The following is a 25,719-nucleotide window of genomic DNA, read 5'->3' as shown; positions in this document are numbered from 1 at the left end:
GACCGAGCCCGGTCTCTGCCACGTCGGTGGCCCACACTCCTCCACCGCTCCCTTCGAGAATCCGGCCGTCCTCGGTCAGGAACCACGAGCCCCAGAGCGGACGGGAGCCGTTCGGAACGCCGGAGGTGGGAACGATCGTCCGTTCCGCCCCCAGGAAGAATGCGTAGCCGGATGTTCCGTCCTTGCGCGTGAAGCCCATCCGCAGCTCATTCGTGCCCCAGAGGAAGCCGCTGCTCACCGCCGCGACATCCGAGATCACGACGGCGCCGCTGGCCCCGTCGACGACGTCAGCGTCCGGAGTCAGGAACCACCGGCCCCAGACCGGAGTCGACCCGGCGGGCACCCCTACGGCGGAGACGATGGACTGTGAGCCGTTGCGCACAGCGAGGTAGGCGTTCCCGCCTCCGGGCTGGACGGTGAGCTTCACGCTCGCCGTCAGGCCGAGCGCTGCGGCGACGGCCTGGATCGTCATCTCTCCCGGAGTCGCAGGGACCGCGATCTCGGGAACAACGATCGCTCCGGCAGCGTCCTGCCGTCTGTGAAGCTGGCGGCTCCCCCGCGGAAGGTGAATCCGCTCGGCAGGGTGACGGTCACGCTCACGTTCGACGCCGCTGCACCATTCGTCGTGACGTGGACGGTCACGTTCTGGAGCCGTCCGCAGGCGGACGCGGTGTGGGCGGAGTTACCGAACGCGAGTGCGTGCCGTGTCGACGAGGCGACGGCGGGCAGAGCCGTGGAAGCGACGATGGCGGGGGTCGCCCAGGCCGCGGCCCTCACGATCCCGCGACGTCCCACGCTCACGGATGAGACTCTGTCGAGAATATTTTCGTTCAACTGAATACCCTGTGAATCCTTCTGCTGAGAATCAAACTCTTTGCAAGAGAACATTGCATGACGCGCGGGGGGGGTCGAAGGGGATTGTGCGGCACAGCATCGCCCATCTCAGTGCGGCGGGGAGGTGATTGAGTGCCGGAAAACGCATCGACCGAGAGGAGGAACGGCACAACCGCCGGGCGTCTCGGCGGCTTGTGAGGTCAAAAGAGGCCCGACACGGCAGCTGCGAGGGGACGCGACCGAGGCAAGGGGTCCAGCCGACACCCATCGAGGCTGCCGGCGGCCTGCCGTCAGCAGCCGGTCGCGCCGGCGGCTCGCAGCTGGGAGGCGATGGCGCCGAAGCCCAGGCGGGTGGCGTTGCAGAGCGAGGTGCGTCCGCGGGAGTCGCGGATGTCCGGATTGGCGCCAGCGGCGAGCAGCTGGCGGACGACATCCTGCGCCCCCGCGCCGCCGTTGCCCAGCACGATCGCCTCTTGCATCGCCGTCCAGCCGGGGGTGTTCACGTGGTCGAGGTCGACGCCCGCAGCGATGAGCATCCGCACCACTTCCGTGTGCGCATGCTCGGACGCCGGGATGAGCGCGGTGCCATTGAAACGGTTCTTCGCATTCACGTCCGCGCCGGTGGTGAGGGTCATCCGCAGGATCTCCAGGTAGCCCTCCGCCCCGGCGTACAGGTAGGCGGAGTCCTGGATGTCGTCCTTCGCATTCACATCGGCGCCCGCCTCGATGAGGGCCCGAGCGGCCTCGACATGGTTGCCTTTGGCCGCTTCCACCAGAGGTGTTCTGCCCCCCTCGCCCCGGTCCTCGATGGCCGCGCCCGCGGCGAGAGCGCTGCGGACCGCCTCCGCGTCCCCCGACCGGGCGGCCGCGTGCAGGCTCGCGGTCGCAGCCGGGTTCACGGTCGGCGGAACGACGGGAGTGGCCGTCGGGGTCGCCGCTGCGCTCGGGGTCGCCGAGCGGACCGGCGTCGTCGGAACCGCGCTTGAGCAGCCCGCCAGCAGAACGCTGGATGCCAGAACGAGGGTCAGCAATCTGACATATCGAATCTCAGTCATGCTACCACTCTAGGCAGGCTCCCCTGGGCATCTCCTCATGGAACGCCGACATATCGTGCGCCTCTGCGCCACGAACGCTTCGAGAGCACGATAATCGCGTCCCGGCCACGATCCCAGCCGGAACGCGCTCGGGATCCGGCTCGCCTCCGGAGAGCGCTACCGCTACGTCCCGGCGCCGCCGAACGTGTGGCGGAGACCCCGACCGGCCGTGTCGGCCGGGCGTTCCCCGAAGAAGAGGTCAGGGATGCAGGAGCGGAGACGGCGAAGTGAAGGCGGCGATTCGCCAGGCCGAACGAGGGCCCACGTTCCCCTCCACCGCTGACGGAAAAGCCTTCCCGGCACGCGTGCCCGGGAAGGCTTCCCTATGTTGTGACCCCAGCGGGATTTGAACCCGCGTTACCGCCGTGAGAGGGCGACGTCCTAGGCCGCTAGACGATGGGGCCGGATTTGCAACTCGTCAATCATGACACAGGGGACTTCGCCGCACCAAAACGGGACATCCCGCCCGGGTGTGTCGCGCGAGTGCCGCGATTCCACACCTGTCTCCCCGATTCGGCAAAGGGCTGGACCGCAGGGAGGAGGAAGATACAGAGCATGAGACTCACGAAGTTCGAACACGCCGCGCTGCTCCTCGAAGACTCGGGAAGGAAGCTCTTCCTGGACCCGGGCTCCTTCACCTCACCGCTCACCGAGACGGTGAACACGGCCGCCGTCGTCATTACTCACGAGCACGCCGACCACTGGACCCCCGAACATCTGGGCCGCATCCTCGACCTCAATCCCGAAGCGCCGATCTTCGCGCCGGAGGGGGTCGCCACAGCGGCGAGGGACTTCACGATCACGGTGGTGCATGCGGGCGACACCGTGACGGCGGGCCTGTTCACGCTGCGGTTCTTCGGCGGAAAGCACGCGATCATCCACGAGAGCATCCCGGTGGTCGACAATCTCGGTGTGCTCGTCAACGGCGAGCTGTACTACGGCGGCGACTCCTTCGCCGTCCCGAAAGGATGTCGAGGTGGATGTGCTGGCGGCGCCCGCGGGCGCGCCCTGGCTGAAGCTGGCCGAGACGATGGACTACGTGCTCGCGGTGAAACCCAAACGAAGCTTCCCGACTCACGAGATGGTGCTCTCCCGCGCGGGCAAAGACCTCGCGAACGCGCGGATCGGCTGGGCGACGGAACAGAACGGCGGCGAGTTCTTCCCGCTCGAGCCCGGCGACACCCTCGACCTGTGAGCAGGACGACACCGCAGGGAAGGCGAACACAGTGAGGAAGACGAACGCCGACGACCGTCCCGCCGTCGTCTGGTTCCGCGACGATCTGCGCCTCGCAGACAACCCGGCCCTGCACGCGGCGGCGGAGTCGGGGCGGCCGGTGATCTGCCTGTACGTCTGGGACGAGGACTCTCCCGGCCTTCGCTCCCCCGGCGAGGCAGCACGGTGGTGGCTGCACCACTCGCTGACCTCGCTCGAGGAGTCCATCGGCCGCGCCGGTTCCGCCCTGGCGATCCGAACCGGACCAGCCGAACGGGTGCTGGCCGAGGTGCTGGCCGAGGTGGATGCCGGGGCCGTCTTCTGGAACCGGCGCTATGGCGAGGGCGAGCGGCGGGTGGACGAGCGCGTGAAGTCCGCCGCGCGGGACACCGGGCTCGTGGCGAACAGCTTCGGCGCGAATCTGCTCTTCGAACCGTGGACGGTACGGACCGGATCGGGGACGGCGTTCTCCGTCTACACACCGTTCTGGCGGGCCTGTCTGGCGAGGCCGGAGCCGCGGAGGCCGCTGCCGGCGCTGCGGAGGCTGCGGCCCGGACCGAGCCTGCCGTCACTGGAGCTGGACGAGCTCAAACTGCTGCCGGTGCATCCAGACTGGGCGGACGGTCTGCGCGAGACCTGGAAGCCGGGCGAGCGCGCGGCGCACCGCGAACTGTCGGCTTTTCTCGGCGAGGGTCTTGCCCGTTACCGGGCCGAACGGGACGTGCCCGGCATCGCGGCCACCTCGCGGCTCTCGCCGCGCCTGCGCTGGGGCGAGCTCAGCCCCTTCCAGGTCTGGCACGCGACGGCGGCGGCGCGCGACCGGTCGACAGCGGAGGGGGCGGCGACCTTCCTGAGCGAGCTCGGCTGGCGCGAGTTCGCTTATCACACGTATTTCGAGCGTCCGGCGCTGGCAACGGTCAACATCCACCGTGAATACGACTCCTTTCCGTGGCCCCGGCTCCACCCGAGCGCGCTGAGGGCCTGGCAGCAGGGTCGCACCGGCGTCCCGCTCGTGGACGCCGGAATGCGCGAACTGTGGAGAACCGGCGTCATGCACAACCGCGTGCGCATGGTCGCCGCGTCCTTTCTGACGAAGAACCTGCTGATCGACTGGCGCCGGGGCGAACAGTGGTTCTGGGACACCCTGGTCGACGCCGACCCCGCGAGCAACCCGTTCAACTGGCAGTGGGTGGCCGGGTCGGGTGCGGACACGGCGCCCTACTTCCGGGTGTTCAACCCCGAGGTACAGCGCGAGAAGTTCGATCCGCACGGCGACTACGTGCGGCGCTGGGTGCCGGAGTGGGACACGGCGGACTATCCGGAGCCGCTGGTCGACCTTGCGGAGACCCGGCGCGCGGCGCTGGCGGCGTGGGAGACGGTGAAGGCGGCACGGGGCACGGCGGAGCGGTCGTAGAGCCCGGAGCCGGCGCAGGCGACGCCGGCATCCGGGCTGGCCGCCGCTGGAGACGAGCGCCCCTCGGGGCAGGTGACGATCATGTCCGTGCGGGGCAGAGCAGCCCTCTCAGAGGAAGACTCGCCGGCGGAGGCCCCCGTCATCCGGCGAAGCGGGGCGGGAGAAGGCGCTGTCAGCCGGTCAGCGACTCCACATAGTCCGTGTGCTTGGACATCCATTTCTCCACAATCCGGTCGTAGTCCTGAGAGCCGGAGCCGCTGTTGAAGAGCGCATTCTCCAGGGAGTAGAGCAGTTCGGAGTTCAGCCGGAATCCCCTGACCCAACCGGCGACCTCGGGGAACTCCTCGACGAAGCCCTTCGAGGCGATCGAGTGGATGGACTCGGCCGTCCCGAGCGCGCCGCGCGGATCCTTGAGGTCTTTGAGGTCGAACTCGTCGTAGGTCCAGTGGGGCCGCCACAGGGTGACGGCGATGTCATCGCCGCTCTTCATGGCCGCCGTCAGCTCGGCGAGCATGGCCGGCGTCGACGAGGTCACAAAGTCCAGCTTCTGCAGCCCGTAGGCCGGGATGACGGTGTTCTCGGTCAGATCGGTGAGGCCCGCCCCCGGCTCGACGCCGACGAGCCGGCCGCCGAAGTCGCTCGCGTGGGCAGCGAGCTGGTCGAGGGAGTCGATGGGCGCGTCCTTGTTGACCGCGATGGTCAGCTTGGCCTCGTCGTTCCAGGAACCGAGATCGGTCAGCGACGCTCCGTACTTCGTCAGATACTGCGCGTGCGTCGTCGGCAGCCAGCCATCGAAGGCCACATCGTAGTCGCCGGTGCTGAGGCCGGCGAAGGCCGGACCGGCGTCAGCGTACTCGAAGTCGACGTCGTAGCCCTTCCGCTGGAGCACATGCTTCCAGAGATAGGAGGCGGCCTCACCCTCCGGCCAGCCGTTGAAGACGGCGACCTTCACGGTGCCTTTGCCGCCGCCCGCCGTGGAGGCCGCGGTCACCGCGGTGCCGGCGATCACGACGAGAAGAGCGGCGCCGAGCACGGCGAGTGCCCGCTTCGGCATACGCCGCCGCGCGTTGCCCATGGCGGCGGTGAGCCGGTCGAGGACGATCGCGAGGATGACCACGGCCACCCCGGCCTCGAATCCCAGCCCGACATCCACCCGGCTGAGCGCCTGGACGATATCGCGGCCGAGACCGCCGGCGCCGACCATACCGGCGATGACCACCATCGAGAGCGAGAGCATGATGACCTGGTTCACACCGGCCAGGATGGACGGCAGAGCCAGCGGCAGCTGAATCTGCCGCAGGATGCGGCTGGGCGAGGAGCCGAAGGCGCGCCCGGCCTCCACGAGTTCGTGGTCCACACCGCGGATGCCGAGTTCGGTGAGCCGCACGCCCGGCGCCATCGCGAACACGATCGTCGCGACCATGCCGGGAACCACGCCGATGCGAAACAGGATGAGCGCGGGGATCAGATACACGAACGCGGACATCGTCTGCATGAGGTCGAGCACCGGCCGGATGATCGCCGAAGCGGTTTTCGACCGGGCCGCCAGGATACCGAGCGGCAGGCTCAGAGCGATGGCGGCCGCGGCGGAGACGAGGACGAGTGCGAGGGTGTCCATCGCGTTCGCCCACTGGCCGACACTGGCGATGAGGAGCAACCTGGCCGTCGTCCCCGCACCGAAGACCGAGCCACGCAGCCACACGCCAAGGATCGCGAAGAGGAGGATGACGCCCCAGAAAGGCGGGGTCTGGAGCACCCAGTCCACCCCGGCGTAGAGGCCGCCGAAGACGGCACGGACCGCGTCGAACTCCCCCAAGCCGCCGAGGGCGACGGTCACGACATCGACGGCGTGGGAGGCCACGTCGCCGAGCGGGAGACGGAAGCTCATGCGCTCGTCCTCACAGTCTCGACGGACTCTCTCAGAGCCAGGGTCATCGCGTGCGCGGAGACGGTCGCGGGCGGTTCGACCACGACCGGGATCTCGGCGGTGTCACTCGTCACATTGCCGAGGGCCGCGAGCAGGGTGACGCGCGGGATGACGCCGAGCAGGCGATGGCGCTCGTCCACCACAGCCAGGGGCAGAGCGCTGCCGGCGGACGGCTCGACCAGCTCGCTGAGCACCTCGTCGCGGAAGACCGAGGCGATGTCGCTGTCGATCACCTCGGTGAGGTCCCCGCGTCCTTCGCGAACCTGGCGCATCACGTCGTGGTCGCGGACGGCCCCGAGCAGGGTGCGGCCCTGGCCGACGACGAACGCGGCCGAGGTCTGCAGGTCGCGCATGGTGCGCATGGCCGCGCGGGGTCCGCCTGCGACGGTAACGAGAGAGCGTGCGGGCTCCATGACACTCGCGGCGGTGAGCACACGGGCACGGTCGACATCCTGGACGAAGCTGGCGACGTAATCGTTCGCCGGATCGGTCAGGATTTCCTCCGGCGTCCCGGTCTGAACGATGCGGCCGTCGCGCATGACGGCGATGCGATCGCCGAGGAGCATCGCCTCGTTGAGATCGTGGGTGATGAAGACGATCGTCTTGCCGAGCTTGGCCTGGAGTTCGAGTAACTGCTCCTGCATCTCGCGCCGGATGAGCGGGTCGAGCGCCGAGAACGCCTCGTCCATCAGCAGGACGTCGGTGTCGGCGGCGAGCGCGCGCCCTAGGTGTGATGTCCAGGGGGGTTGTTTCGGCGATACGGTCGTGAGGAGTTGAGGGGCGAGGGCCTCCGGTTGTGAAGTGGAGCTGTTCAGTTCAACCGCTTCACGATCCAGGAGGCCTTCGTGTCCCACGTTAACGCTGCTCTCACACCGCGCGCTCGTCTGCGCCTTGCCAGGCTCATCGTCGAGGACCATTGGCTGGTCTCCGTCGCAGCGAAGATGTTTATGGTCTCGCCCGTTACCGCGCGGAAATGGGCGGCGAGGTTCCGCGCCGAAGGCACGGGAGGGATGACCGACCGGTCTAGCCGCCCACGATCGATGCCAACGCGGACGCCGTTGCCCGTGCTCAAGCGGATCGTGCGGGCGAGGTGGCGACGACGCCTGGGGCCGGTGCAGATCGCCGGCGAGCTTGGCCTTCCCGCCTCGACCGTCCACGCCGTCCTGGTGTGCTGCCGCATCAACCGGCTCTGCACCATTGATCGGGTCACGGGCGAGCCGATCCGTCGCTACGAGCACGACCACCCTGGATCGCTGATCCATGTCGACGTGACGAAGTTCGGCAACATCCCCGACGGCGGCGGCTGACGATTCGTCGGCCGCGTCCAGGGCGAACGCAACCGGGAAGCGACCGCCACCCGCACGAAGAGCAGGAACCACCGCTACGAGCCACGGTTGGGCACCGTGTTCGTCTACACGATCATCGACGACCACTCCCGCGTCGCCTACGCCGAGATCTGCTCCGACGAGAAGGCGGACACCGCGATCGGTGTCCTGCGGCGTGCTGTCGCCTGGTTCGCCGACCGGGATGTCAGCGTCGAACTCGTCCTCTCGGACAACGGCTCCGCCTACAAGTCCTACGCCTGGCGAGACGCCTGCACAGAGCTCGGGATCAGGGCGAAGAAGACCCGACCATACCGACCACAGACCAACGGGAAGATCAAACGCTTCCACCGCACACTCGCCGACGGCTGGGCCTACGCCCAGTTCTATGGTTCAGAGGCCGAACGACGAGAAGCACTCCCCGGCTGGCCCCACTTCTACAATCATCACCAGCACCACTCCGCCATCAGAGCCCCACCCATTAGCAGAATCGACAACAACCTCCCTGGACATCACACCTAGGCCGACACGCTGCTGCATCCCGCCGGAGAGCTCACCGGTGAGCTTGCCGCCCCAGCCGCCGAGGCCGACGAGGTCGAGGACCTCCGCGGCCTTCTCACGGCGGACGGCGGCGGGCACGCCCTTGTCGAGGCCGAAGGCGATGTTGTCGAGCACGGTACGGTGCGGCAGCAGGGCGAAGTGCTGGAAGACACATCGAGATGTGACGCTGCCGCACCTCCCGGAGCCGCTTGCCGGTCAGCCCGGTGATCGTGGCGCCCATGACCGCCACCTCGCCCGCTGTCGGCTCCAGCAGACCGTTCAGCAGGCGGATGAGGGTGGACTTGCCCGACCCGGACAGGCCCATGACGACGAAGATCTCCCCACGCCGGACGGCCAGCGACGCGTCAATGACGGCGGCCGTTCCGAGCGCGGTCACTTCCGTCCCCTCGCGCGGGCGGCGGAGGGCTTCCCCGGGCTTGCGTCCGAACACCTTGAAGACATTCTTCGCCTCGACGGCGATGGATTCGCTCACTAGTTCTCCGCGGCGAGCACACCCGGCGGCGGCACGCGCTCAGTGGTTGTGCCCGGGTCGGCGGCGTGCGGCGGAGAAATCAGGACTCCAGCACGGGCTCTCCGCACGAATCCCTCCGCGGGCGCGACCATCGGGGTGCGCCCACGCCGGCAGACCATACGCTCCAGGCCGGACCACAGGTGCGGCCGCACGGCCCGGGTCGCGGGCTGGGTTCACGGCCCCGGACACTGCCAGGCGGCATCCGAGGACGCCTTCGACGCTATCAGCCCGCTCGCAGCGATGGCGAATCGAGGGGGCGTCAGAGGCCGGCTTTCGTGAGGGCGTCCTCCAGCGCAACCCACGGCAACATCGCGCACTTAACGCGCGTCACATACTTCGAGACGCCGGCGAGCGCCACGGCGTCCCCGAGCACGTCCTCGTCGCCGTCCAGCGTGCCCTTCGACTGCATCAGCTCGCGGAACGCGGCGACCGCCCTGCGCAGCTCGGCCGGGGCGGCGTCCTGGACGAGGTCGCTCAGCAGAGACGCCGAAGCGGTGGAGATGGAGCAGCCGTGACCTTCCCAGCTGATCGCCTGGACGCGTCCGCCGACCCCCCGATGCACGGCGAGCGTGACCTCGTCGCCGCAGGTCGGGTTGTGCTGGTGCGACCGCGCGGCATCGCCCTCGCGGAGACCGAACCCGTGCTTCTCGCGGGCGTGGTCGAGGATGACCTGCTGGTAGAGGCTCCGCAGATCGCTCATGACTCGATCACTCCGAAGAAAGCACGGGCGTCGGCGACGGCAGCGACCGCGGCGTCCACCTCATCCGCCGTGTTGTAAAGGTAGGTGCTGATGCGGGTGGAGGCGGTGACGGCGAACCGGCGGTGCAGAGGCTGCGCGCAGTGATGGCCGACGCGCACCGCGATGCCTCGGTCGTCGAGGAACTGCCCGACATCGTGCGCGTGGATGCCGTCCACGACGAAACTCGCGAGCCCGACGCGGGGGGTCCCCGGACCGGGACCGAGGACGCGCACGCCGTCGAGGGCCCCGAGCCCGGCGAGCAGGCGGGCTCCGAGCGCTTCTTCGTGGGAGGCTATGGCCGCCATCCCGACCGTGCCGAGGTAGTCGACGGCGCTGGCGAGGCCGACCGCCTGGGAGACGGGCTGCGTGCCCGCCTCGAAGCGCTGCGGCGCGGGAAGGTACTCGGCCCCGTCCAGTGTCACGGTCGTGATCATGGAGCCCCCGGTGAGGAACGGCGGGAGGGCGTCGAGGAGCTCCTGTCGCCCGTAGAGCGCGCCGATCCCGGTGGGGCCCAGCATCTTGTGGCCAGAGAAGACGGCGAAATCGACCCCCAGGGCCGGAAAGTCGACGGCGAAGTGCGGAACGGACTGGCAGGCGTCCAGGACAGCGAGCGCTCCGTGCTCGTGGGCGAGAGCGACCAGCTCGGCCACCGGCGCGACCGTGCCGAGGACGTTCGAGACGTGGGCGAAAGCGACGACGCGGGTGCGTGGACCGATCAGCTCGGCGGCCTGATCGAGGCGGAGGCGGCCGTCGTCGGTGAGGCCGATGACGCGGAGGGTCGCGCCCGTGCGGGCGGCGAGCTCCTGCCAAGGGATGAGGTTGGCGTGGTGCTCGGCCTCGGTCACGACCAGGTCGTCGCCCGGACCGAGACGGAAGCGCCCGGCGGCGGGACCGCCCCGCCCGAGAGAGGCGTTCGACATCCCGTACGCGAGGAGGTTGATGCCCTCAGTGGCTTTGGCGGTCCAGACGAGTTCCTCCGGGCGCGCCCCGACGAAGCCGGTAACGCGCGCGCGGGCCTCCTCGAACATCTCGGTCGCCTCGCCCGCAACGGTGTGGGCGCCGCGATGCACGGCCGAGGTGTGCCTTTCGGCGAAGGTGCGTTCGGCCTCCAGCACCTGCCGCGGCTTCTGCGCCGTGGCACCGGAGTCTAGGTAGACGAAAGGATGCCCGTTCACCTCGCGGTCGAAGGCAGGGAAGTCCGCGCGGATCCGTAGCGGGTCGAGAGTGTCGGTGCGCATACGACCCCTAACACTACTCGAGCCTCCTGCGATACCGCCGTGTGCTGAGGTCTCCGTGTTCTTGCAGGCCTTCGCGACCGTATCCCAGTGCGCGGGTCCGTCTTCGCCGCTGTACGACCAGGTGGACGGTGTCGGGATGGGTGTGGAGATGCCCGAAGCGCCGACGCAGCCGGCGAGACCGATCGCGACGGTGGCGGCGGTGGCAAAAGCAGCGAGACGACGGACAGGATGAGTATGCATGGATCGTGCTCCCATTAGTTCATTGATGTTTAAATACAAACTTAAAGTACCTTTATATTTTGGATGTAATTCACATGAATTAACAAATGGCAGCGAAGCGGCGTCGAGCGCGATCCGCACCGCTCGGAGACTCCACACAGGGTCAGCCACGCATCCGGCCAGCCTCGGCGAAGGCTGGGGATGCATCGACAGCGATGCATCCCCGAGAACGGTCAGAAAGGGCGTTTCAACAGCCACCAGCCGGGCCTCTTCCTGAGCGGTCCCCACTGCCCCCCTTCGGCGGGTGGACCGCTCACAGGAAGCCGACGACGCAGAACTCTGTTGACCTTCGTCAAGGTTCAGTTCCCCTGCTTCGCCGTTACCGCTATCCTTCCATCTAGCGCGAGCCGGAAACGACCGGCGACGCGACGAAAATCACACCCGAGTACGCGTAGGTCCCCACAGAAGGCGGCGCGTGGTCTCCCCAGAACACGACGGTTGAGGAAAGCCTCGGTCCGTCCACACCACCACTCCAATCCCCTTATACCTGCACCGCCTATATGAAGGAGAAGACGCGGCATGAGCCTGTACCGCATCCTGATTCGCGGGAGCTTGGCCCTCTCCGTGCTCGGGGCCACCGTCGTGAGCGGAAACGTCGCCGCCGACGCCGCCGCGGCCCCACCTTACACTGTGACCTCCGCCGGCGTGACTCTCACAGACGGGAGCACTTTTCAGGCGGGAGGGCACGTGAACTACCGCACAACGCTCCGCAGCGGCGGCGTCCACTTCGACCCGAACAACAATCAGCCGGGCGGTGTCTACATCGGCAAGACATTCCTGCCCATCGACCTGGCCCCCGGCGAGTGCATCGTGTGGGTGCAGTACGGTGGCACTAACTACCACTACGGCGAGGGCGGTGAGCCCCCGGTATGCAAATCCAATTCCGACGGCTCCAACACACCCACGCCAAGCACGCCTCAGAAGCCGGACAACACCTCGAAGCCGGGTAACGACCCGAGACGGAACAACACCCCGAGTTCGAACAACATCCCGAACCCGGGTATCGCAGCACCCCCCGTGACGAAAAACACCCCGGAATCGGACAGCGTCCCCACCGTAACCGGCATGCTGAGATCGAACAGCGCCCCCTTCGTGAGAATCGCGCCGAAGGCGAAGAGGATCCCGATGGCCAGGAAAGCCCCACTGGCGGTGAGCCCACCGACCGGCCAGAGCAACCACACCGCCTTCGCCTCCACCCAGGCCTGCTCGCAATCGCCAACGATGAAAGGGCTGAACATAGCGGCCCTCTCGTCCCCAAACCGCGCGACAACCCCCGGTATCGGCCTGCCTTTCACCGGGCTCAACGTTATGCTCCCCGTTGTGGTGCTGGCGGCCGCGCTCGTGACGTTCGGTGTGGTGTTCATGAACGTGAACGGCGCCGGCCGAACCGGTCGCCGTGTCGCCCGTCACCTCCCCGGTTCCCCCTATGATCCAGGGCTGCGACACCGCGTGGGGTCGCGTCCTGGCCCCGTGCCGAGTCTGGCCGGGGGGAACGCCCAGAAAAGCACGCAGCTGCTCCCCGCGGGGCGCAGGAACCGCGTGGCCACTGGCCGCAACAACCGCGTAGCGATCGGTTCCGTGAGCGTCAGAGCTCCTGAGCTGCTCGGATCCACGTCGAAGGGCGATACGCCAAAATCGGGCGGCGAGGCGATGCGCTCCATCCCGAGGGCACAGAATGGTCCTTGGCGAGGGTAGCCGTCTCAACCGAGGTCAGTACGACCGCCGTCTCGATCGTCCTGACCGCTCTCGTGCGGGAAGGCGAGGTCATCTCGGCCCGGACGCTTCAGGCCCGGCGACCCGCACCGCGATGAGCGACGCGGACCGCCGGGCCAGGCAGCGCCGCGCCCGGTCCGGCCGGGAGTTCTGCGACGGGACAGTGACACGGCGTTCCTCGCCGAAGACGGAGGGACGGTGGCGACGCGGCCGTCACCGACGGTGGCAAGCACCGCAGCCGCCCAAGCCTTCGTGACGCTCATGCGCGAATAGAGCGGACCCGGACTCACTCACGGTGCTGGCAGCGGTCGCGTGCGCCGGCGTCATGCCGAGCGCAACGAGACCCGCTGCCGTGACTATGGACGCGAACGCTCTACGTTGAGTCGTTCGTTTTGCCTTCCCTGCGGGAGCCCACGCGAGTCGCGGACTCGACCAATCACGAGGTTCTTCGTCAGACGCTGATCAGTGCCGGCAATCCGAATCCCGAAGACCACGAATCCGATGAGCGTGACGACAGCGCCACCGACAGCGATCGCAGCCTGAAGCCCCTAGTCCGGCAAGGGCAGGCCGGATAGACCAGGGGCTCAGCAAACCGGAACGTGGCAATCCAGGCAGTTCGCTTCGTCAGGAAACCTCCCCACCCAGCTGCAGTTCGAATCACCGTAGCCGATCGAACGACTGGCCGTGGGTCTCGAACACCTGACCCAGCCACTCCTGCGAGGAGACGCGATGGCCGGGGTGATCGCACATGCGTGGTCGCATTGAATCTGGCACCCGTCGACGGAAAGACCGCGAACCGCTGGCCATCGTTCGCCAGCAACGCGTCAGCAACGCTACGTTTCCGAATTGTACAAACTGAACGGTGAAGGACTGTCCGTAGGCACGAGGGCGGACGCTGCCTGCGCGGAGTCCTGGTTTCGGGTCTGGGTACGGTGGGTCGCGCGCACGTGGAACCAGAGCAGGGTCGCGCCGAGTACCGCCCGGCCGGTGAGGACCAGGATGGGGCGGATGGCGTCGCTGCCGAGGTAGGCGTCGGCGCGGGTGAGGATGATGAACTGGGCGAAGGGGTGCCAGTCGCCGATGGCGGCGAGCCAGGTCGGGAGCATGTCGCTGCTGACGGTGGCGCCGGAGGTGGGGATGCCCAGGAGGAGCACGAAGGTCATGGCGATCGGCATGAAGAAGTGCTTGACGTGCAGGGCGGCGACGGTGGTGAGCCATTCGATCGCCTGGGTCAGCAGGAACACGTAGCCGAGGAGGGCGAAGTCGGGTGGGATCACGTCGAGGCTGGTGGCGAAGGCGAAGGTGAAGACGGAGGAGAAAGCGCCGGTGAGGGCGATGGTGGCGAGTTTCGCGCGCATCCGCCAGGCCTCGAACTGCAGGAGCACGATCGAGGTGATCAGTCCGACCAGAAGGTTCGGGAGGGCGTAGAAGAACAGACCGACTCCGGAGACGTCGCCGGCGGCGAGAGGCTGGACATCGATGAGCTCCAGGCCTGGGCGGGCAGTGGTGAAGACCGCGGTCAGGTAGTCGGCTCGGGTGGCGCTGGCGGCGGATGACACGAGCAGCTGATTGCCGTCGATGGCCGCGGCGAGGTCCCCGGATGCGACCGCGGCGCGCGCGTCCGGGGCGGTGGCGGCATCGACAAGGGTGATCCCGTCCGGGAGCTCAGACTGGAGCGTCTGCGTGTCGGCGGCCTGGACGATGCCGATGTCCAGGCCGTGGGGTGCAGGGGGCGCAAACGCGAGCAGGCCGAGCAGGGAACGCGGCGGCGAAGAAAAACGGGAACCAGAGCAGGGAGAACGCTCGGCGGGCCGAGGGGGCGGTCGCATTCATATCGATGATCCTCCACCGAAGTTGACGCGTCAAGTCAGTATGCCTCGAGCGACTTGATGTGTCAACTTTTCGCCTGAGAGGATAGGGGCCATGGCTGAGAAATTGTCGCCGGAAGACGTGTCTGCGTGGCGGGGCTTTCTCCGCTGGTCCGAGACTGTGGTTGCTGCAGTCGCGGCGGATCTCGCGTCGCGGTCGTCGATGTCGGTGAGTGACTTCGAGGTGGCGGCGCGGCTGGCCGAGGCCGACGGTCTGCCACAGGGCGAGTTGGCGAGTTCGCTGGAGTGGTCTGCCTCTCGGCTGTCCCATCAGCTCAAGCGGATGGAGCAGCGGCAACTCATCATGCGGGAGGCAACGGGCCACGGACGCGCGCTCACGGTCACGTTGACCCCCGTGGGGCGAAGCGAGTTCGTCGCGGCCGCACACGTCCATGCCGAGTCGGTGCGCGCCCACTTCTTGGATCGACTCGAGGACGCCGACCGCGCGGTCATCCGGCGTGGGGCGGCGGCCGGCTCGGCAGAAGCGACGCCGAATGCCGGGCCTGTCGAGGGAGTCTGAGGTCAGCTGGCGAGCAGCCAGACCAGTGCGACGAGGTTGGCGACCGCGGTGACCGCGGGGCCGATCGTCTTCGTCCGGTCGCGGATGACCACGCCGATCACGGCGTCGACGCCTTGCACGATGATCATGGCGATCGCGATGGCGACGACGAATGGCACTGCTCCGGTGAACAATGCGATCACAGCAACCACGACCAGCGCGAGGCTGCGCGCGAAGGCATACATCGCCGTCGGCTCCGCGCAGCGCGGCGATAGAGTAGCCGAAGCTCACCGCCGCGCTGACAGCGGTGATCCCTGCGCAGATCCAGAGTGCGACAGTCATTGGTTTCCTCCTGGATGGGTGATGGCCGACACTGTCTCGGCGGGCGCGGAGACGTCGAAGTTCTGAGTGAAGACCCGGTCTGAGTCCCATTGCTGCTTGATCGCGCGGAGGCGGCGGAGAGTGTCGGGAGGGAAGGCTCGCTCGATGTCGCCAAGGAGATGGTCGGACTCGAAGCTGAGGTAAATGCCGTCCATCCGCGCCGGGAGAGGTGCCCACCCGGCGTCGAACACGGCCGAGGGGTGCCCGGCGATCGCGGTGACGGAGAAGTTCTGGTGCCGGTGCGCGTACGCAGTCGCGTCGGTGGGAACGTCGTTCATCGCACCCCCGGCGGAGCGAATGTGGACCATGTCGGCAGCACGGCCGGTGAGCAGCTGTTCGACCAGTCCGGTCAGATCGGAGTCGAGGTGGTCGGCGAGGCCGGTGTGAGAGACAGCGGTCTGCTGTCCCGTGTGCGGGGCATCGGCGGCGACCAGGACGGCGGCGTAGGGGACGATCGCCGCACGCTGCCCAACGACACCAGGAAGGGTCAGGAACGGTCGAGCGCTCGCGTGGCCGGTGCGGGGCCGTCGCCGGCGTACACGACGGTCGCCTGCGCGAACGGGGCGGCGCCGGCGCCCACGTAGAGGAAAGCGGAGATCTCGCGGGGCGCATGCTCGACGGTCTCTCCCCACTGCTGCAGGAATGAGGCGACCTGGCGGACCTGGTAGGCGATGGTCGCCTGCGCGACGACGGGGGTGGGCGAGGCATCGAACGCGAACGAGGTGACGATCCCGACATTGGCGCCCGCACCACGGATCGCCCAGAACAGGTCCGGATTCTCCGTCGCCGAGGCGTGCAGCTTCCGCCCGTCGGCGGTGACGATATCGGCGGCGGTGAGCCGATCGATTGTCAGACCGTGCGCGCGGCCCATGAGACCCAGCCCGCCGGTGGTCGCAAGTCCCCCGACGCCGACATCCCCGGAGTCACCGGAACTGATCGCGAACCCCCACGGATACAGGACCCGGGCGACATGCCCCCAGTGCATGCCAGGCCCGAGCCGGACGACCCGTTCACCCACACGCTCGATCGTCGCGAGGGCACCGAGGTCGATGACGGTGCCGCCCGTGTTGGTGGAGATGCTGCTGATGCCGCGCCCGCCGCTACGGATCGACAACGGCCCCGCCTGGCTCCGGGCGTAGGCAAGGGCCTCGGGCACCTCCCCGCAGTGGCCGGGCGGATGATCGCGGCGGGTGTGCCGGTAGCGCCATAGACATGCTGCAGCCGCCCGTATCGGGGGTCGCCGGGGCGGACAATGTCCAGCTTCGTCATGCGAGCACCGGTGCGGTCGACTGTGGACCGGCGGCCTTGTCGACGTAGTAATGCACGACGTCCCCTCTCAGCGGGCTGGTCCGGCGGCGAGGGCGGCGATGTGCTCTCCAATCTGCTCCCCCTCCAGCCAGCGATGGTCATCGATGCCCGCCAGCTGCCGCGCCCGGGTGCGGACGACGCCGAGGATGACCTCGTAGAGACGCGCGGGCCGCGTCCGCAGAGCTCGGCGGCGAGGGTGCGAGTGAGGGACTTCGTCGCCGCGGAACCCGCGGCCACGACAGAGGCGCCAGGGAACGGAATCTCCGCGCTCATCCCGTTCAGCTGCACCAGGATCCCGCCCGGCTGGATCCAAGGTGTCAACGCCCGGTAGAGGCGGAACACCGCGGTCTGATTCCCCGCGACCAGCGCATCCCACTCGTCATCAGTGAACTCCAGCAACGGTTTGCGACCCGGAGCACCGGAGGCGGCGACGCTCACCACCACGATGTCCAGACGGCCATAGGCGTCGACCAGAGCCGCGACGCGGGAGTCCAGGTCGGGCGCGAGCCCCTCGAGAGCGACCGTGTGCAATCGCCCGCGCGAGACCTCGTCCGCGTCGACGAGGGCGGCGAGATCCACCAGCCGCTCGGGGTCTCGGCCGGTCGCGATGACGAAAGCTCCGGCGCCGAGGAGAGCACGGGTGACGCCTTCCCCGACTCCGCCGGAGCCTCCGACCACCACGGCGGCCTTTCCCGTCAGGTCGGCGACGGACGTCTGAGTTGGGTTCATTGTCGTGCTCCGGGGAGTGTGGCGGAGGCGTCTGCCTCGGTGAGAGTGGCGGCGTGGGCGAGGAGGGCGTCGAGGGCGTCGCCCAGCGCGACCATCTGCTGGTTGGTGAGAGCGTCCGCGAACCACTTCTTCGCCGCACGCAAATGCGGGCCGAGGGCACACCGATGCATGCTGCGCCCTTCCTCGGTCAGAGCGATCCGCGTCGAGCGCCGATCGGCGTCACCAGGAACGGACTGAACAAGGCCCCGCTTCTCTAGCCGCCTCAGCTGGTGAGCCAGGCGACTCGAGTCCCAGCCGATGCTGCGGGCGCACTCCGTCGGACGACCCCCACCCGACTGAGCAAGGTGGGCCAGCACCGTGAACTCGGCATCGGAGAGCTGCGCGTCGCTCCAGAGACCACGACCGACCTCGCGGCGCAGGATCTCCGTCGCATCCTGCAGCTGCTCCCAGACCCGCAACTGCTCCACACTCAAATTACCTGACACGTCAGCTAGTTTAGCGTCCCCGCGACGACCGAGCGCGCCGAATACGCGTATCGTGACCCACCGCCGCACCCGGAGCCCAACACCGTGGACCGGACCGATTGCCTTCCTCAACATCAGCCAGGCAGAGCCCGCTCTCCAGCATCGCTTCGCTGACACCGAAGTCGACCGCGATCCGCTTGATCGTCACACCACTCTCACGACATCTTGCGACCGCGACAACACCCTCCCGGAACTCTCCGGAGTATAGGCCGGGCATAATGACATCCTCCCCGTCAACACCCCCCGGCACTAACGACCAGTTATCACCAATTCACTCCTCACGCCCTCATCACGGAACCCCCTGGGATACGGCTTCGCCATAACAACATCCTTCCAGCGAGGACAAATCCTCACCGATCAGGCGTCAACCAAACCCAGGGCAAACCCCCTAAGCACAACATCTAGTATTCGCATAGAGCATGAGGTGATATATCTGTCACAAACCTCAGGGTCGGGGAGATGTTGTGGGTGCCGACTCGGCACCCACAACAAATTCATCGTGAAGGCACGGTGGAATCAACTTGGGGCCACCGCAACCCACAGTAACGAGTAATGCGCCTCGGATTCCCAGGCGCATTACCGTGTCGTTTTCCTACTTCAAATCAGACTGTGGTTCCCTCTGCCGTCTGGCGGTGGAGACTTGATAGGACAACACGATTCCGGCACCCAAAAAGGCCGCCCCAATAGGGGTAACCAATACGCCGAGCACACGTCCCACTGTTTCGAACGCAAGGAGGATGCCTTGGTCAACACCGGTGGCCGCGTCCGCCGTACTGTTGGCTACCGCGAAGCCGATATTGGGCAGGAAGAGCTGCAGTACAGCTCCCACCAGGAGAAAGGCAATCCCGCAAACAAGGATTGCTTTGGGAGTTACTTTGAGATCCTGCATGTTGACCTCCAATAGGGGGTAGAAGGTTATGCTCGCCATACGTTGCGCCCGTCACACCAGACATGGCGATACCCTGCATCTGCGTGTAAGCGAGGACATTACCCCACGGCACAGAATATGTTCCGCCACCACATCTCGTCGAGTACCAGGTGGCGGCATTGGAACCGTTGAACCCTTTACCCTTGGTGCAAACGGTGACATCCGAGGTGACTTCCCACTTGTACTCCCGTTTGTAGCCGTTGTAGCCTATCACGGCGCAGCCCTGCACGCTGGTAGAGTATCCAGTCGGGTGGGCCATCGAGCGCACGCTAACCCCACACCCCGCAGATCAGGGCGAACGGATAGCTTTACCCGCCAAAGAGCCGTCCTCGTCGGCAGCCCGGATTTCCGCTGCCTTGGTCTCCGCTTCTCCGGCTTTTACGCTCATCGTCACCTCGGCACCCGATGGCACGGTCACGATCATCTTCCAGTGGTTGTTGCAACACGACGATTAGCTGGCGAGTAGTTTAGCGAGGCGTTCGGCTGGGGTTTCCCAGCCGAGCGTTTTGCGTGGGCGGGTGTTGAGCTCGTGGGCGACGTTCGTCAGGTCGGTTGCGGTGAATCGGGCGAGGTCTGTTCCCTTTCCCTTGGGGAAGTATTGGCGAAGGAGTCCGTTGGTGTTCTCGTTGCTGCCGCGTTGCCAGGGACTCGCGGGGTCGCAGAAGTAGACCGGGATGTCGGTGGCTATCGTGAACGACTTGTGAGCTGCCATTTCCGAGCCCTGGTCCCAGGTGATCGAGCGACGGAGTTCGCGTGGGAGTGTCTTGACGGCGCTGATCAGTCCGTCCCGGACGGATTCTGCGGTGCGATCGATGGGGAGATGGATCAGCATCACGAACCGGGTGGAGCGTTCCACGAGGGTGCCGATGGCGCTGTTGCGGTGTCCGCCGATGATGAGGTCGCCTTCCCAATGTCCGGGAACGGCGCGGTCCTCGATTTCGGCGGGACGGTCGGAGATCATTACCATCGGATCCGCGAAACGATGTCTGCGAGCGGCGCCAGAACGATGCGGTTTCCGCTTGGCCCGGCCGGTCCGCAGCACCATCGTGAGCTCGCGGCGGAGTTGTCCACGGCCCTGCACGTAGAAGGCTTGATAGATCGTCTCGTGCGCCACGCGCATCTCCGCATCGCCGGGGAACTCGCGGATCAGCGACCGGCTGATCTGCTCCGGCGACCAACGTAGCGTCAGCTTCCGTTGAACGTAACTGCGCAGCTGCGGATTGCGGACCAGCCTCGTGGCTTTCGGTCGCGGTCGGCGGCTGGCCGCTTTCCGATGCGCCACGTATGGATGGTAGCCGCCCTCTCCAGGAAGCTGATTCCGGCGAATCTCTCGACTGATCGTCGACACCGAGCGACCAAGCTTGGCCGCGACCCGACACAACGAAAGGCCGGCCCTGGTCAGGTCCCGGATCAGCTCACGCTCCTGCAGGGAGAGGAATCGTGGGTGGAGTGCGGCTTCGAGCGAACGCATCGACGCCCGCTGAACAGGATCAACAACGACAGGCACCCTGTCTTTGTAATCGACCACGCGACCATCTGGATAAATGCGTCGCCCGTTCGACTGTCCCAGAGGTATCCCGTGTTCGGGCTGATTCCGACTCGTCCCACCGCTTCGCGGCGCGAGAGCCCGCTGCTCCGCAGCTCCAGGTACTCGTCCTTGCATGGGTGCGCGCTCATGCCGCCGCCGGTGTAGCCGTGACTAGCCAGGCCCGCCTTGCGAACCCATTGCGCGCACGTCGCGGGGTTGAACCCTAGCTCCCTCGCCGCGATCGTCGTACTCCTGGACTCCTTGAAAATGACGAAGAAGGCTTCACGCTCCGCCTGGGTGTACTTCCTCTTCCCCGCACTGCGCCTTAAACGGGACACGGTCCTTGCAACTCCTAGAAACTCCAGATGTTGCAACAACCGCTAGAACCCAAGACCTCGCTGAGGAGCCCCACCTTCGCGTTCGCCGCGACCGGTCCGGAGGACTCCACCGAGGCTGCGACGACGGCCGAGAGCTCGGCCTCCTTGAGGCTGATGGGGAAGTGACCGGACTCGACCTGCGCCGTGAACAGCAGATCCCCCACGAGCCGCAGCAGCCGGTGCGCGTTGCGCTCGGCGACGCTCAGGTATTGCAGATGCTTGTCCGACAGCGGCGCCTCTTCGTCGTCGCGCATCAGCTCCAGATAACCCCAGGATGCTGCTGAGCGGCGTCCGCAATTCGTGCGAGATGAGCCCGACGAACTCGTCTTTCAGCCGCGCGAACTCACAAGCCTGTGTCATATCCGTCGCCACGAAGATGAAGCCGACGCGGTGGCCGTTCTCATCCAGGAGTGGCGTGGCCGCGACCTGCACCGGCACATGCCTGCCGTCGGCGCGCACGTACGTCCAGTCCCGGATATCGGCGTAGCCCGCACGGACCGCGTCGATGAGGGCCGAGAAGTCATCGACGCTGGGAACCGCTATGAACTGTGCGTCCATATCGCGCAGCCGGCTTTCGAGCTCGCTGGCGAGGTGGAACTCAATGATGTGGCGGCGTCCCTCGATGACCTGCTTCTCGGTGAGGCCGAGCATCTTCTCGGCGCCGGGGTTCCACACATCGATGAGTCCGTTGAGATCCGAGATGACTGACTGCTCGGTGACGGCGTTCCAGACGCTCTGGATGAGCCGATTGGCCGTCTTGAGCCGCGCTTCGTTGAGCACCAGCTCGTCCTGCGCTTTGACCGCCCGGGCGAGAGCGGCCTCCTGCTCAAGCGCGGCCGTCCGGGCCGCCGCCAGATGGACCCGCATCCGGTGCGCCACTTCGTTGACGACGAGTGCCACAATCGCGTAAATGGACGGGGAGAAGACGAGGCGCACGATGTCCCCGTCGTTCGTCGGGATGTCCCCGACCACCAGCGGCTCCAGCAGCACCAGGAAAGTACCGGCTCCGGCGTACAGCACATTGATCCGTCCCGCTTCCGTCGCGATCCAAACGAACGGCAGCAGCGTCAGCACGACGAACGGCGACGCCGAGGCGTCTGTCGCGAGCCGCAGCGCACCGACCGCGAACATCGAGACGATCGGGACGATGACCGCCCAGCGGGTGCCCAGCCGGTTCCACGGCAGCACCGCAGCGAGAACCGTCGCCAGCACGATGAGCCCGAGCGCGAGGAACAAGTACAGCGGCAGCATCGTAGTGACCACTTGGGGGAAGAACGACAGCATGACCGCCAGGCCGAACCCGATGAGTGTCGGCAGCTGCTTCATCAGTGGCGAAGGGGAGTCGATGGGTATCCGGCTCAGCAAGCGTTCGAAAGTCATGCCGGTTCTCCGATCGCCAGCATCTCGCGGATGCGCTGCGAGAGCAGCCTCAGGCTGAAAGGCTTGATGATGAAGCTGTCCGAGCGGTCGGCAACGACACCGTGATCGGTCAGGAGCTGCACGGAGGCCGACACCATGAGGATGAGCGTGTTGCGCATCCCTGTGTCGCCGCGGATCGCCCCCGCGACTTCGACCTCGTTGAGCCCGGGCATGGAGATGTCGAGGACGGCCAGGTCGATGTCAACGGCGCGGACCTCGGCGAGAGCAGCCAGCCCGTTGTCGACGGCGGCGACGATCTCGACGCCAGCACGGCCCGCGGCGATCATCATCAGGGCTCGGATATCGTCGTCGTCATCAGCGATGACGACGCGCTTCAGAGGCTCGCTCACGAAAAGAACACCACCCGCACGACAATGATCGCCGCGAGGACGGAGAAGGCCATCAGCGCATACAGCGGCAGGTGGCGCTCCCAGCGCCGGTCCGCGTCGATCTCGCGCTGGAGAATCGCGCTCTGTTTGCGATTCGGTTCGACAGGACTCATCGGTCTCCCTTCGGCTGCCGGATGACGGCAGCCGCATCGAGGATGGCGCTCACGCGCTCATACCGGCCGACATCGCCGGCCTGGTGGCTATCGGTGGAGGCGACGATACGCGCTCCAACGCTCTGGAGCGCAGCGACGGCAGCGGGTCCCGGGCAGTCCCACTTCTCGTTGACCTCGACGATCGTGCCGGTCGCGGTCGCGGCGGTGGCCCAAGCGAGCAGCCGGTCGTCGCCGAGCTGATCCTCGCTGAGACCCACCTTGGGCAGGATCGAGAACCAGTGCGCGAGCTGCGCGTTCGGCGTGCGCTGCATCGCCCGGACGCTGGCAGTCACCAGCAGGTCGAGCGCGTCGTCCGGGGAGAGTCCGGCAGCGATCCGGGCGCGCGTCGTCTCTGGCGACCAGGGTCCGTCTGGGCCGAGGAACTGGTGGTCGCCGATGACCACAGCGCCGACGCCGCCCGGTCCGACGACGAGATCGGCCGGGACGTCGCCCGCCCCGGACACATCCAGCAGCTTCGCCTCGACACCGGTGAGGACGGTGAGCCCTTCCGGCACGGACTCCGCGGCTACCGCCGCGAGGAACTCGGGCACCCACGTCGTGGACGCTCGGACGTGATCGGTCAGCCGCAGCCGCTCCAGGCCGGCCGCTTGTGCCGCAGCGATGTTCTCCGTGAGCGTGCTCCGCGCGTCGTCCGAGAAGATGGAGTGGACGTGAAAGTCGCCACGGAGCGGATCTGTCATTTGCCGGGACCTTCCGAGTGCGCGGCGTTCTCGGAGACGAGCACCTCCGCTGGGTCCAGGAAGACGTCTTCAAGGAAGCGCACATTGGCGAGCTCCACGAAGTCCACCGTGGACCGCACGGGACGGCCGAGGACGAGGTCCAACAACAGAGCCGGCATATCGACCCCCGCCGCGATGGTCAGCGGCATCGTCCCCGGGAAGCGCGGGTTGACCTCCAGAAGAGCTGGCACCCCGTCCGCGCTGTAGCGCAGCTAGACGTTCGCGACGCCGGTCAGGCCGATGGCGCGGGCGACAGCGGCGGCCGTTTCCTCCAGCTCCGCACGGCGCAGCGTCCGTCCTGCGATCGACACACCGGAATCGACGCTCTCGCGCGAGCGGGGAACGGCGGCGATGACCGAACCGTCGAGACCGGCCAGCACATCCACCGAGAACTCCTCACCGGGCAGGTTCTCCTGGATCAGGATGCTGTCATCGTCGTCCAGCGCCTCCAGCCGCACACGATCGGCGATCAGGCGCACCCCGCGTGAGCCGGCGCCGCTGCGCGGTTTGACGATGACCGGGAAGGTCCAGTCCTCGCTCTTCCCGGCACGGTTCAGCAGCCGCGTGAGCGGGATGCGGGCCCAGCCGTCGACGGCCGTCGCCAGCCGGTGCTTGTCGAGGCAGGTGACGAGCGTCTCGTGGCTCGGGGCGGCGAGGGCGGTGCCGACGGCGGCGAGATCGGTCGCGGCGCGCGGCGAGGCCCGGCAGCTCGACATCGACGGTCGAGAAGAGGACGTCGACGAAGTCGTCGCGGCACATCCCGATCACCTCGTCCACGAACGATTCGGAGCGCCCGGCGGGCACGATACGGCGATCACCGCCGGGAACCAGGTACAGTCCGCTGGCCCAGCCGTCCATATCGGCGGCGAGGACCTCGACATCCTCTCGCTTCAGCAGCGAGCGGATCACCGCGATCCCCGCGGGACCTCCCGCTCCGGTCACGAGCACGCGGGTCGGGGGGACTGTCATTCGTGGGTCCTTCTGAGTCGGGCGCCGGTCTGCATCGTTGAGGTGGGCACGGAGATGTCCGCGGTGTCACACATCACTTCCAGGGGCTCGCAGCTCGTGCCACCGCCGAAACGCGACCAGTAGCGGGCCGTCGCGAGCACGAAGTCGGGTTCGAGGTAGGCGCGCACCTCGGTCTGCGAGCGGAAGCAGTCGATGAGCCGCAGCTTCATCTCGGTGAAGTCGTCGATCGGGACGAACCGGGTCGGCCGGAAGTCGCTCGTCGCAGAAGGGCTCTGGTAGCAGCACACCGTGCGCACCGAGCGGGTGGCCACGTTCGTCGCGGCATGCACGGCGCGATGGTCCTGATGGCGGTCGTGCTCGGAGTGCGTGTAGACGATGTCCGGCTGCACCTCGTTCACCACTCGCTCGATGATGCTCACCGTCGGATCGGCGGCCGAGACCTGCGTGTCCTCGATGTCTTCGAGGAAGAGGCGCGCACCGAGCAGCTCCGCGGCCGCGAGGGATTCGTGCTGACGGTCGTCGGCGTCGCCGCCGCGCGCACCGCGTGAGAGGGTGAGCATAACGACTTGGTTGCCGGCATCCCGGTGCGCGGCCAGGAGGCCGCCGATGCCGATCTCGATATCGTCGGGATGCGCGCCGATCGCGAGGACGACCTGCTGATTCTGCGCCGAGCGGTTCGCCCGGCCCTCCTCGGCGAGCCGCCGCACAATCGACACCAGTTCGGTCGAGTTGATGGGCTTCGTGACAAAATAGTCAGCCTGCGAACGCAGCGCCGAGACCGCGTAGTCGATCGAGACGTGCGCCGTCATGATGACGACCGGCATCCCGGGATGGGTCACGCGCAGTTCGCGCAGCAGTTCCAGTCCGGAGACGCCCGGCATCTCGATGTCCGTCAGAACGAGATCCGGCTCGAACGCCGCGATGGTCTCCAGCGCAATGGACGGATCGGTGACCGCCTCCACCTGGGCGTCCGCGCGCTTCTCGAGCACGGTCTTCATGTAGAAGGCGACATCCGGATCGTCCTCGATCACACAAACACGATACTTCTCAAAGGCATTCGCCA

General features: G+C 67.1%; 22 protein-coding genes, 1 tRNA gene and 7 pseudogenes. 6 read left to right on the top strand and 24 right to left on the bottom strand.

What is annotated here, in order from left to right; translation table 11 throughout:
- The first annotated feature begins 583 nt into the window (after window positions 1-583).
- Entirely contained in the window at window positions 584-838 is a 255-nt protein-coding gene (locus LXX_RS14215) for a hypothetical protein (protein WP_141692844.1), read from the top strand.
- A 286-nt stretch (window positions 839-1,124) separates the two neighbouring features.
- On the opposite strand, the gene LXX_RS04750 is transcribed toward LXX_RS14215, so the two are convergent.
- Window positions 1,125-1,889, bottom strand: coding sequence for an ankyrin repeat domain-containing protein (locus LXX_RS04750; protein WP_041767377.1), 765 nt, complete (start codon window positions 1,887-1,889; stop codon window positions 1,125-1,127).
- Between the two features lie 370 nt (window positions 1,890-2,259).
- A tRNA-Glu gene (locus LXX_RS04745) sits at window positions 2,260-2,332 on the bottom strand.
- A gap of 151 nt (window positions 2,333-2,483) precedes the next feature.
- Here LXX_RS04745 and LXX_RS04740 point away from each other — a divergent pair.
- Window positions 2,484-3,123: pseudogene (locus LXX_RS04740) on the top strand (MBL fold metallo-hydrolase).
- Between the two features lie 31 nt (window positions 3,124-3,154).
- Entirely contained in the window at window positions 3,155-4,555 is a 1,401-nt protein-coding gene (locus LXX_RS04735) for a cryptochrome/photolyase family protein (RefSeq protein ID WP_011185829.1), read from the top strand.
- A 172-nt stretch (window positions 4,556-4,727) separates the two neighbouring features.
- Here LXX_RS04735 and LXX_RS04730 read toward each other — a convergent pair whose 3' ends face one another.
- Window positions 4,728-6,443 carry an ABC transporter permease/substrate binding protein gene (locus LXX_RS04730; RefSeq protein ID WP_011185828.1) on the bottom strand — a complete coding sequence of 572 codons (1,716 nt, stop codon included), beginning with the start codon at window positions 6,441-6,443 and terminating at the stop codon, window positions 4,728-4,730.
- A pseudogene (locus tag LXX_RS04725) lies at window positions 6,440-7,210 on the bottom strand (glycine betaine ABC transporter ATP-binding protein); the annotation flags it as partial. The pseudogene LXX_RS04725 and the gene LXX_RS04730, both read right to left, overlap by 4 nt.
- A gap of 117 nt (window positions 7,211-7,327) precedes the next feature.
- Between LXX_RS04725 and LXX_RS04720 the strand changes: the two are divergent.
- Window positions 7,328-8,326, top strand: a pseudogene (locus tag LXX_RS04720) (IS481-like element ISLxx4 family transposase).
- On the opposite strand, the pseudogene LXX_RS04715 reads toward LXX_RS04720, so the two are convergent.
- The 3 genes and pseudogenes from LXX_RS04715 to LXX_RS04705 form a co-directional block, all read right to left on the bottom strand.
- Window positions 8,324-8,837 (bottom strand): annotated as a pseudogene (locus LXX_RS04715) (ATP-binding cassette domain-containing protein); the annotation flags it as partial. The pseudogenes LXX_RS04720 and LXX_RS04715 overlap by 3 nt on opposite strands.
- 298 nt (window positions 8,838-9,135) lie before the next feature.
- Entirely contained in the window at window positions 9,136-9,576 is a 441-nt protein-coding gene (sufU, locus tag LXX_RS04710; RefSeq protein WP_011185827.1) for a Fe-S cluster assembly sulfur transfer protein SufU, read from the bottom strand.
- On the bottom strand, window positions 9,573-10,853 hold the full coding sequence (locus LXX_RS04705) for a SufS family cysteine desulfurase (RefSeq protein ID WP_011185826.1): 1,281 nt from the start codon (window positions 10,851-10,853) through the stop codon (window positions 9,573-9,575). Before LXX_RS04705 ends, sufU begins: the two co-directional genes overlap by 4 nt.
- 798 nt (window positions 10,854-11,651) lie before the next feature.
- Between LXX_RS04705 and LXX_RS04700 the strand changes: the two genes are divergently transcribed.
- Window positions 11,652-12,827, top strand: a complete 1,176-nt coding sequence (locus LXX_RS04700) for a hypothetical protein (protein ID WP_041767372.1) — start codon at window positions 11,652-11,654, stop codon at window positions 12,825-12,827.
- An 851-nt stretch (window positions 12,828-13,678) separates the two neighbouring features.
- Here the strand turns inward: LXX_RS04700 and LXX_RS04695 are convergent.
- Complete coding sequence (locus LXX_RS04695) at window positions 13,679-14,674, bottom strand: hypothetical protein (RefSeq protein ID WP_011185824.1); 996 nt, start codon at window positions 14,672-14,674, stop codon at window positions 13,679-13,681.
- 94 nt (window positions 14,675-14,768) lie between these two features.
- On the opposite strand from LXX_RS04695, the gene LXX_RS04690 reads away from it, so the two are divergent.
- Window positions 14,769-15,233, top strand: a complete 465-nt coding sequence (locus tag LXX_RS04690; RefSeq protein WP_011185823.1) for a MarR family winged helix-turn-helix transcriptional regulator — start codon at window positions 14,769-14,771, stop codon at window positions 15,231-15,233.
- 2 nt (window positions 15,234-15,235) lie between these two features.
- Here the strand turns inward: LXX_RS04690 and LXX_RS04685 are convergent, their stop codons facing one another.
- The 16 genes and pseudogenes from LXX_RS04685 to LXX_RS04640 form a co-directional block, all read right to left on the bottom strand.
- The gene (locus tag LXX_RS04685; protein WP_011185822.1) at window positions 15,236-15,457 is read right to left on the bottom strand and encodes a hypothetical protein; all 222 of its coding nucleotides are present in this window, start codon (window positions 15,455-15,457) and stop codon (window positions 15,236-15,238) included.
- Window positions 15,458-15,550: 93 nt separating this feature from the next.
- Window positions 15,551-15,901, bottom strand: a complete 351-nt coding sequence (locus LXX_RS15450) for a hypothetical protein (RefSeq protein ID WP_218060915.1) — start codon at window positions 15,899-15,901, stop codon at window positions 15,551-15,553.
- A 179-nt stretch (window positions 15,902-16,080) separates the two neighbouring features.
- A complete protein-coding gene (locus tag LXX_RS15445) occupies window positions 16,081-16,824 on the bottom strand; it encodes an FAD-binding oxidoreductase (RefSeq protein WP_223227751.1) in 744 nt (247 codons plus the stop codon).
- A 245-nt stretch (window positions 16,825-17,069) separates the two neighbouring features.
- Window positions 17,070-17,630: pseudogene (locus LXX_RS16640) on the bottom strand (SDR family NAD(P)-dependent oxidoreductase); the annotation flags it as partial.
- Window positions 17,627-18,115 carry a MarR family winged helix-turn-helix transcriptional regulator gene (locus LXX_RS04675; RefSeq protein ID WP_011185821.1) on the bottom strand — a complete coding sequence of 163 codons (489 nt, stop codon included), beginning with the start codon at window positions 18,113-18,115 and terminating at the stop codon, window positions 17,627-17,629. The gene LXX_RS04675 and the pseudogene LXX_RS16640, both read right to left, overlap by 4 nt.
- Before the next feature lie 631 nt (window positions 18,116-18,746).
- Entirely contained in the window at window positions 18,747-19,043 is a 297-nt protein-coding gene (locus tag LXX_RS04670; protein WP_155806788.1) for a hypothetical protein, read from the bottom strand.
- 328 nt (window positions 19,044-19,371) lie between these two features.
- Window positions 19,372-19,506, bottom strand: a complete 135-nt coding sequence (locus tag LXX_RS16160) for a hypothetical protein (protein WP_256030898.1) — start codon at window positions 19,504-19,506, stop codon at window positions 19,372-19,374.
- Window positions 19,507-19,533: 27 nt separating this feature from the next.
- A complete protein-coding gene (locus LXX_RS04665; RefSeq protein WP_223227743.1) occupies window positions 19,534-20,553 on the bottom strand; it encodes an IS30 family transposase in 1,020 nt (339 codons plus the stop codon).
- A complete protein-coding gene (locus LXX_RS16635; RefSeq protein ID WP_223227607.1) occupies window positions 20,493-20,948 on the bottom strand; it encodes a transposase in 456 nt (151 codons plus the stop codon). The genes LXX_RS04665 and LXX_RS16635 overlap by 61 nt, the downstream gene beginning before the upstream one ends.
- A gap of 14 nt (window positions 20,949-20,962) precedes the next feature.
- Window positions 20,963-21,241 (bottom strand): hypothetical protein, encoded by a 279-nt coding sequence (locus LXX_RS16630; RefSeq protein ID WP_370558465.1) that lies wholly within the window; start codon window positions 21,239-21,241, stop codon window positions 20,963-20,965.
- Window positions 21,242-21,398: 157 nt separating this feature from the next.
- Window positions 21,399-21,854: pseudogene (locus LXX_RS16625) on the bottom strand (PAS domain-containing sensor histidine kinase); the annotation flags it as partial.
- Window positions 21,855-22,363: 509 nt separating this feature from the next.
- Window positions 22,364-22,756, bottom strand: a complete 393-nt coding sequence (locus LXX_RS04655) for a response regulator (protein WP_011185820.1) — start codon at window positions 22,754-22,756, stop codon at window positions 22,364-22,366.
- The gene (locus tag LXX_RS14200; protein WP_155806787.1) at window positions 22,753-22,908 is read right to left on the bottom strand and encodes a hypothetical protein; all 156 of its coding nucleotides are present in this window, start codon (window positions 22,906-22,908) and stop codon (window positions 22,753-22,755) included. The genes LXX_RS04655 and LXX_RS14200 overlap by 4 nt, the downstream gene beginning before the upstream one ends.
- Window positions 22,905-23,648, bottom strand: a complete 744-nt coding sequence (locus LXX_RS04650) for a PHP domain-containing protein (protein WP_011185819.1) — start codon at window positions 23,646-23,648, stop codon at window positions 22,905-22,907. Before LXX_RS04650 ends, LXX_RS14200 begins: the two co-directional genes overlap by 4 nt.
- Window positions 23,645-24,656, bottom strand: a pseudogene (locus tag LXX_RS04645) (ATP-grasp domain-containing protein). The gene LXX_RS04650 and the pseudogene LXX_RS04645 overlap by 4 nt, the downstream one beginning before the upstream one ends.
- Entirely contained in the window at window positions 24,653-25,687 is a 1,035-nt protein-coding gene (locus LXX_RS04640) for a response regulator (protein ID WP_256031038.1), read from the bottom strand. Before LXX_RS04640 ends, LXX_RS04645 begins: the two are co-directional and overlap by 4 nt.
- Window positions 25,688-25,719 lie beyond the last annotated feature (32 nt).

The sequence above is a fragment of the Leifsonia xyli subsp. xyli str. CTCB07 genome, assembly GCF_000007665.1.
Lineage (GTDB): Bacteria > Actinomycetota > Actinomycetes > Actinomycetales > Microbacteriaceae > Leifsonia > Leifsonia xyli_C.
Note: the sequence above shows the minus strand (reverse complement) of the source record. Positions and strands in the feature narration are given on the sequence as shown.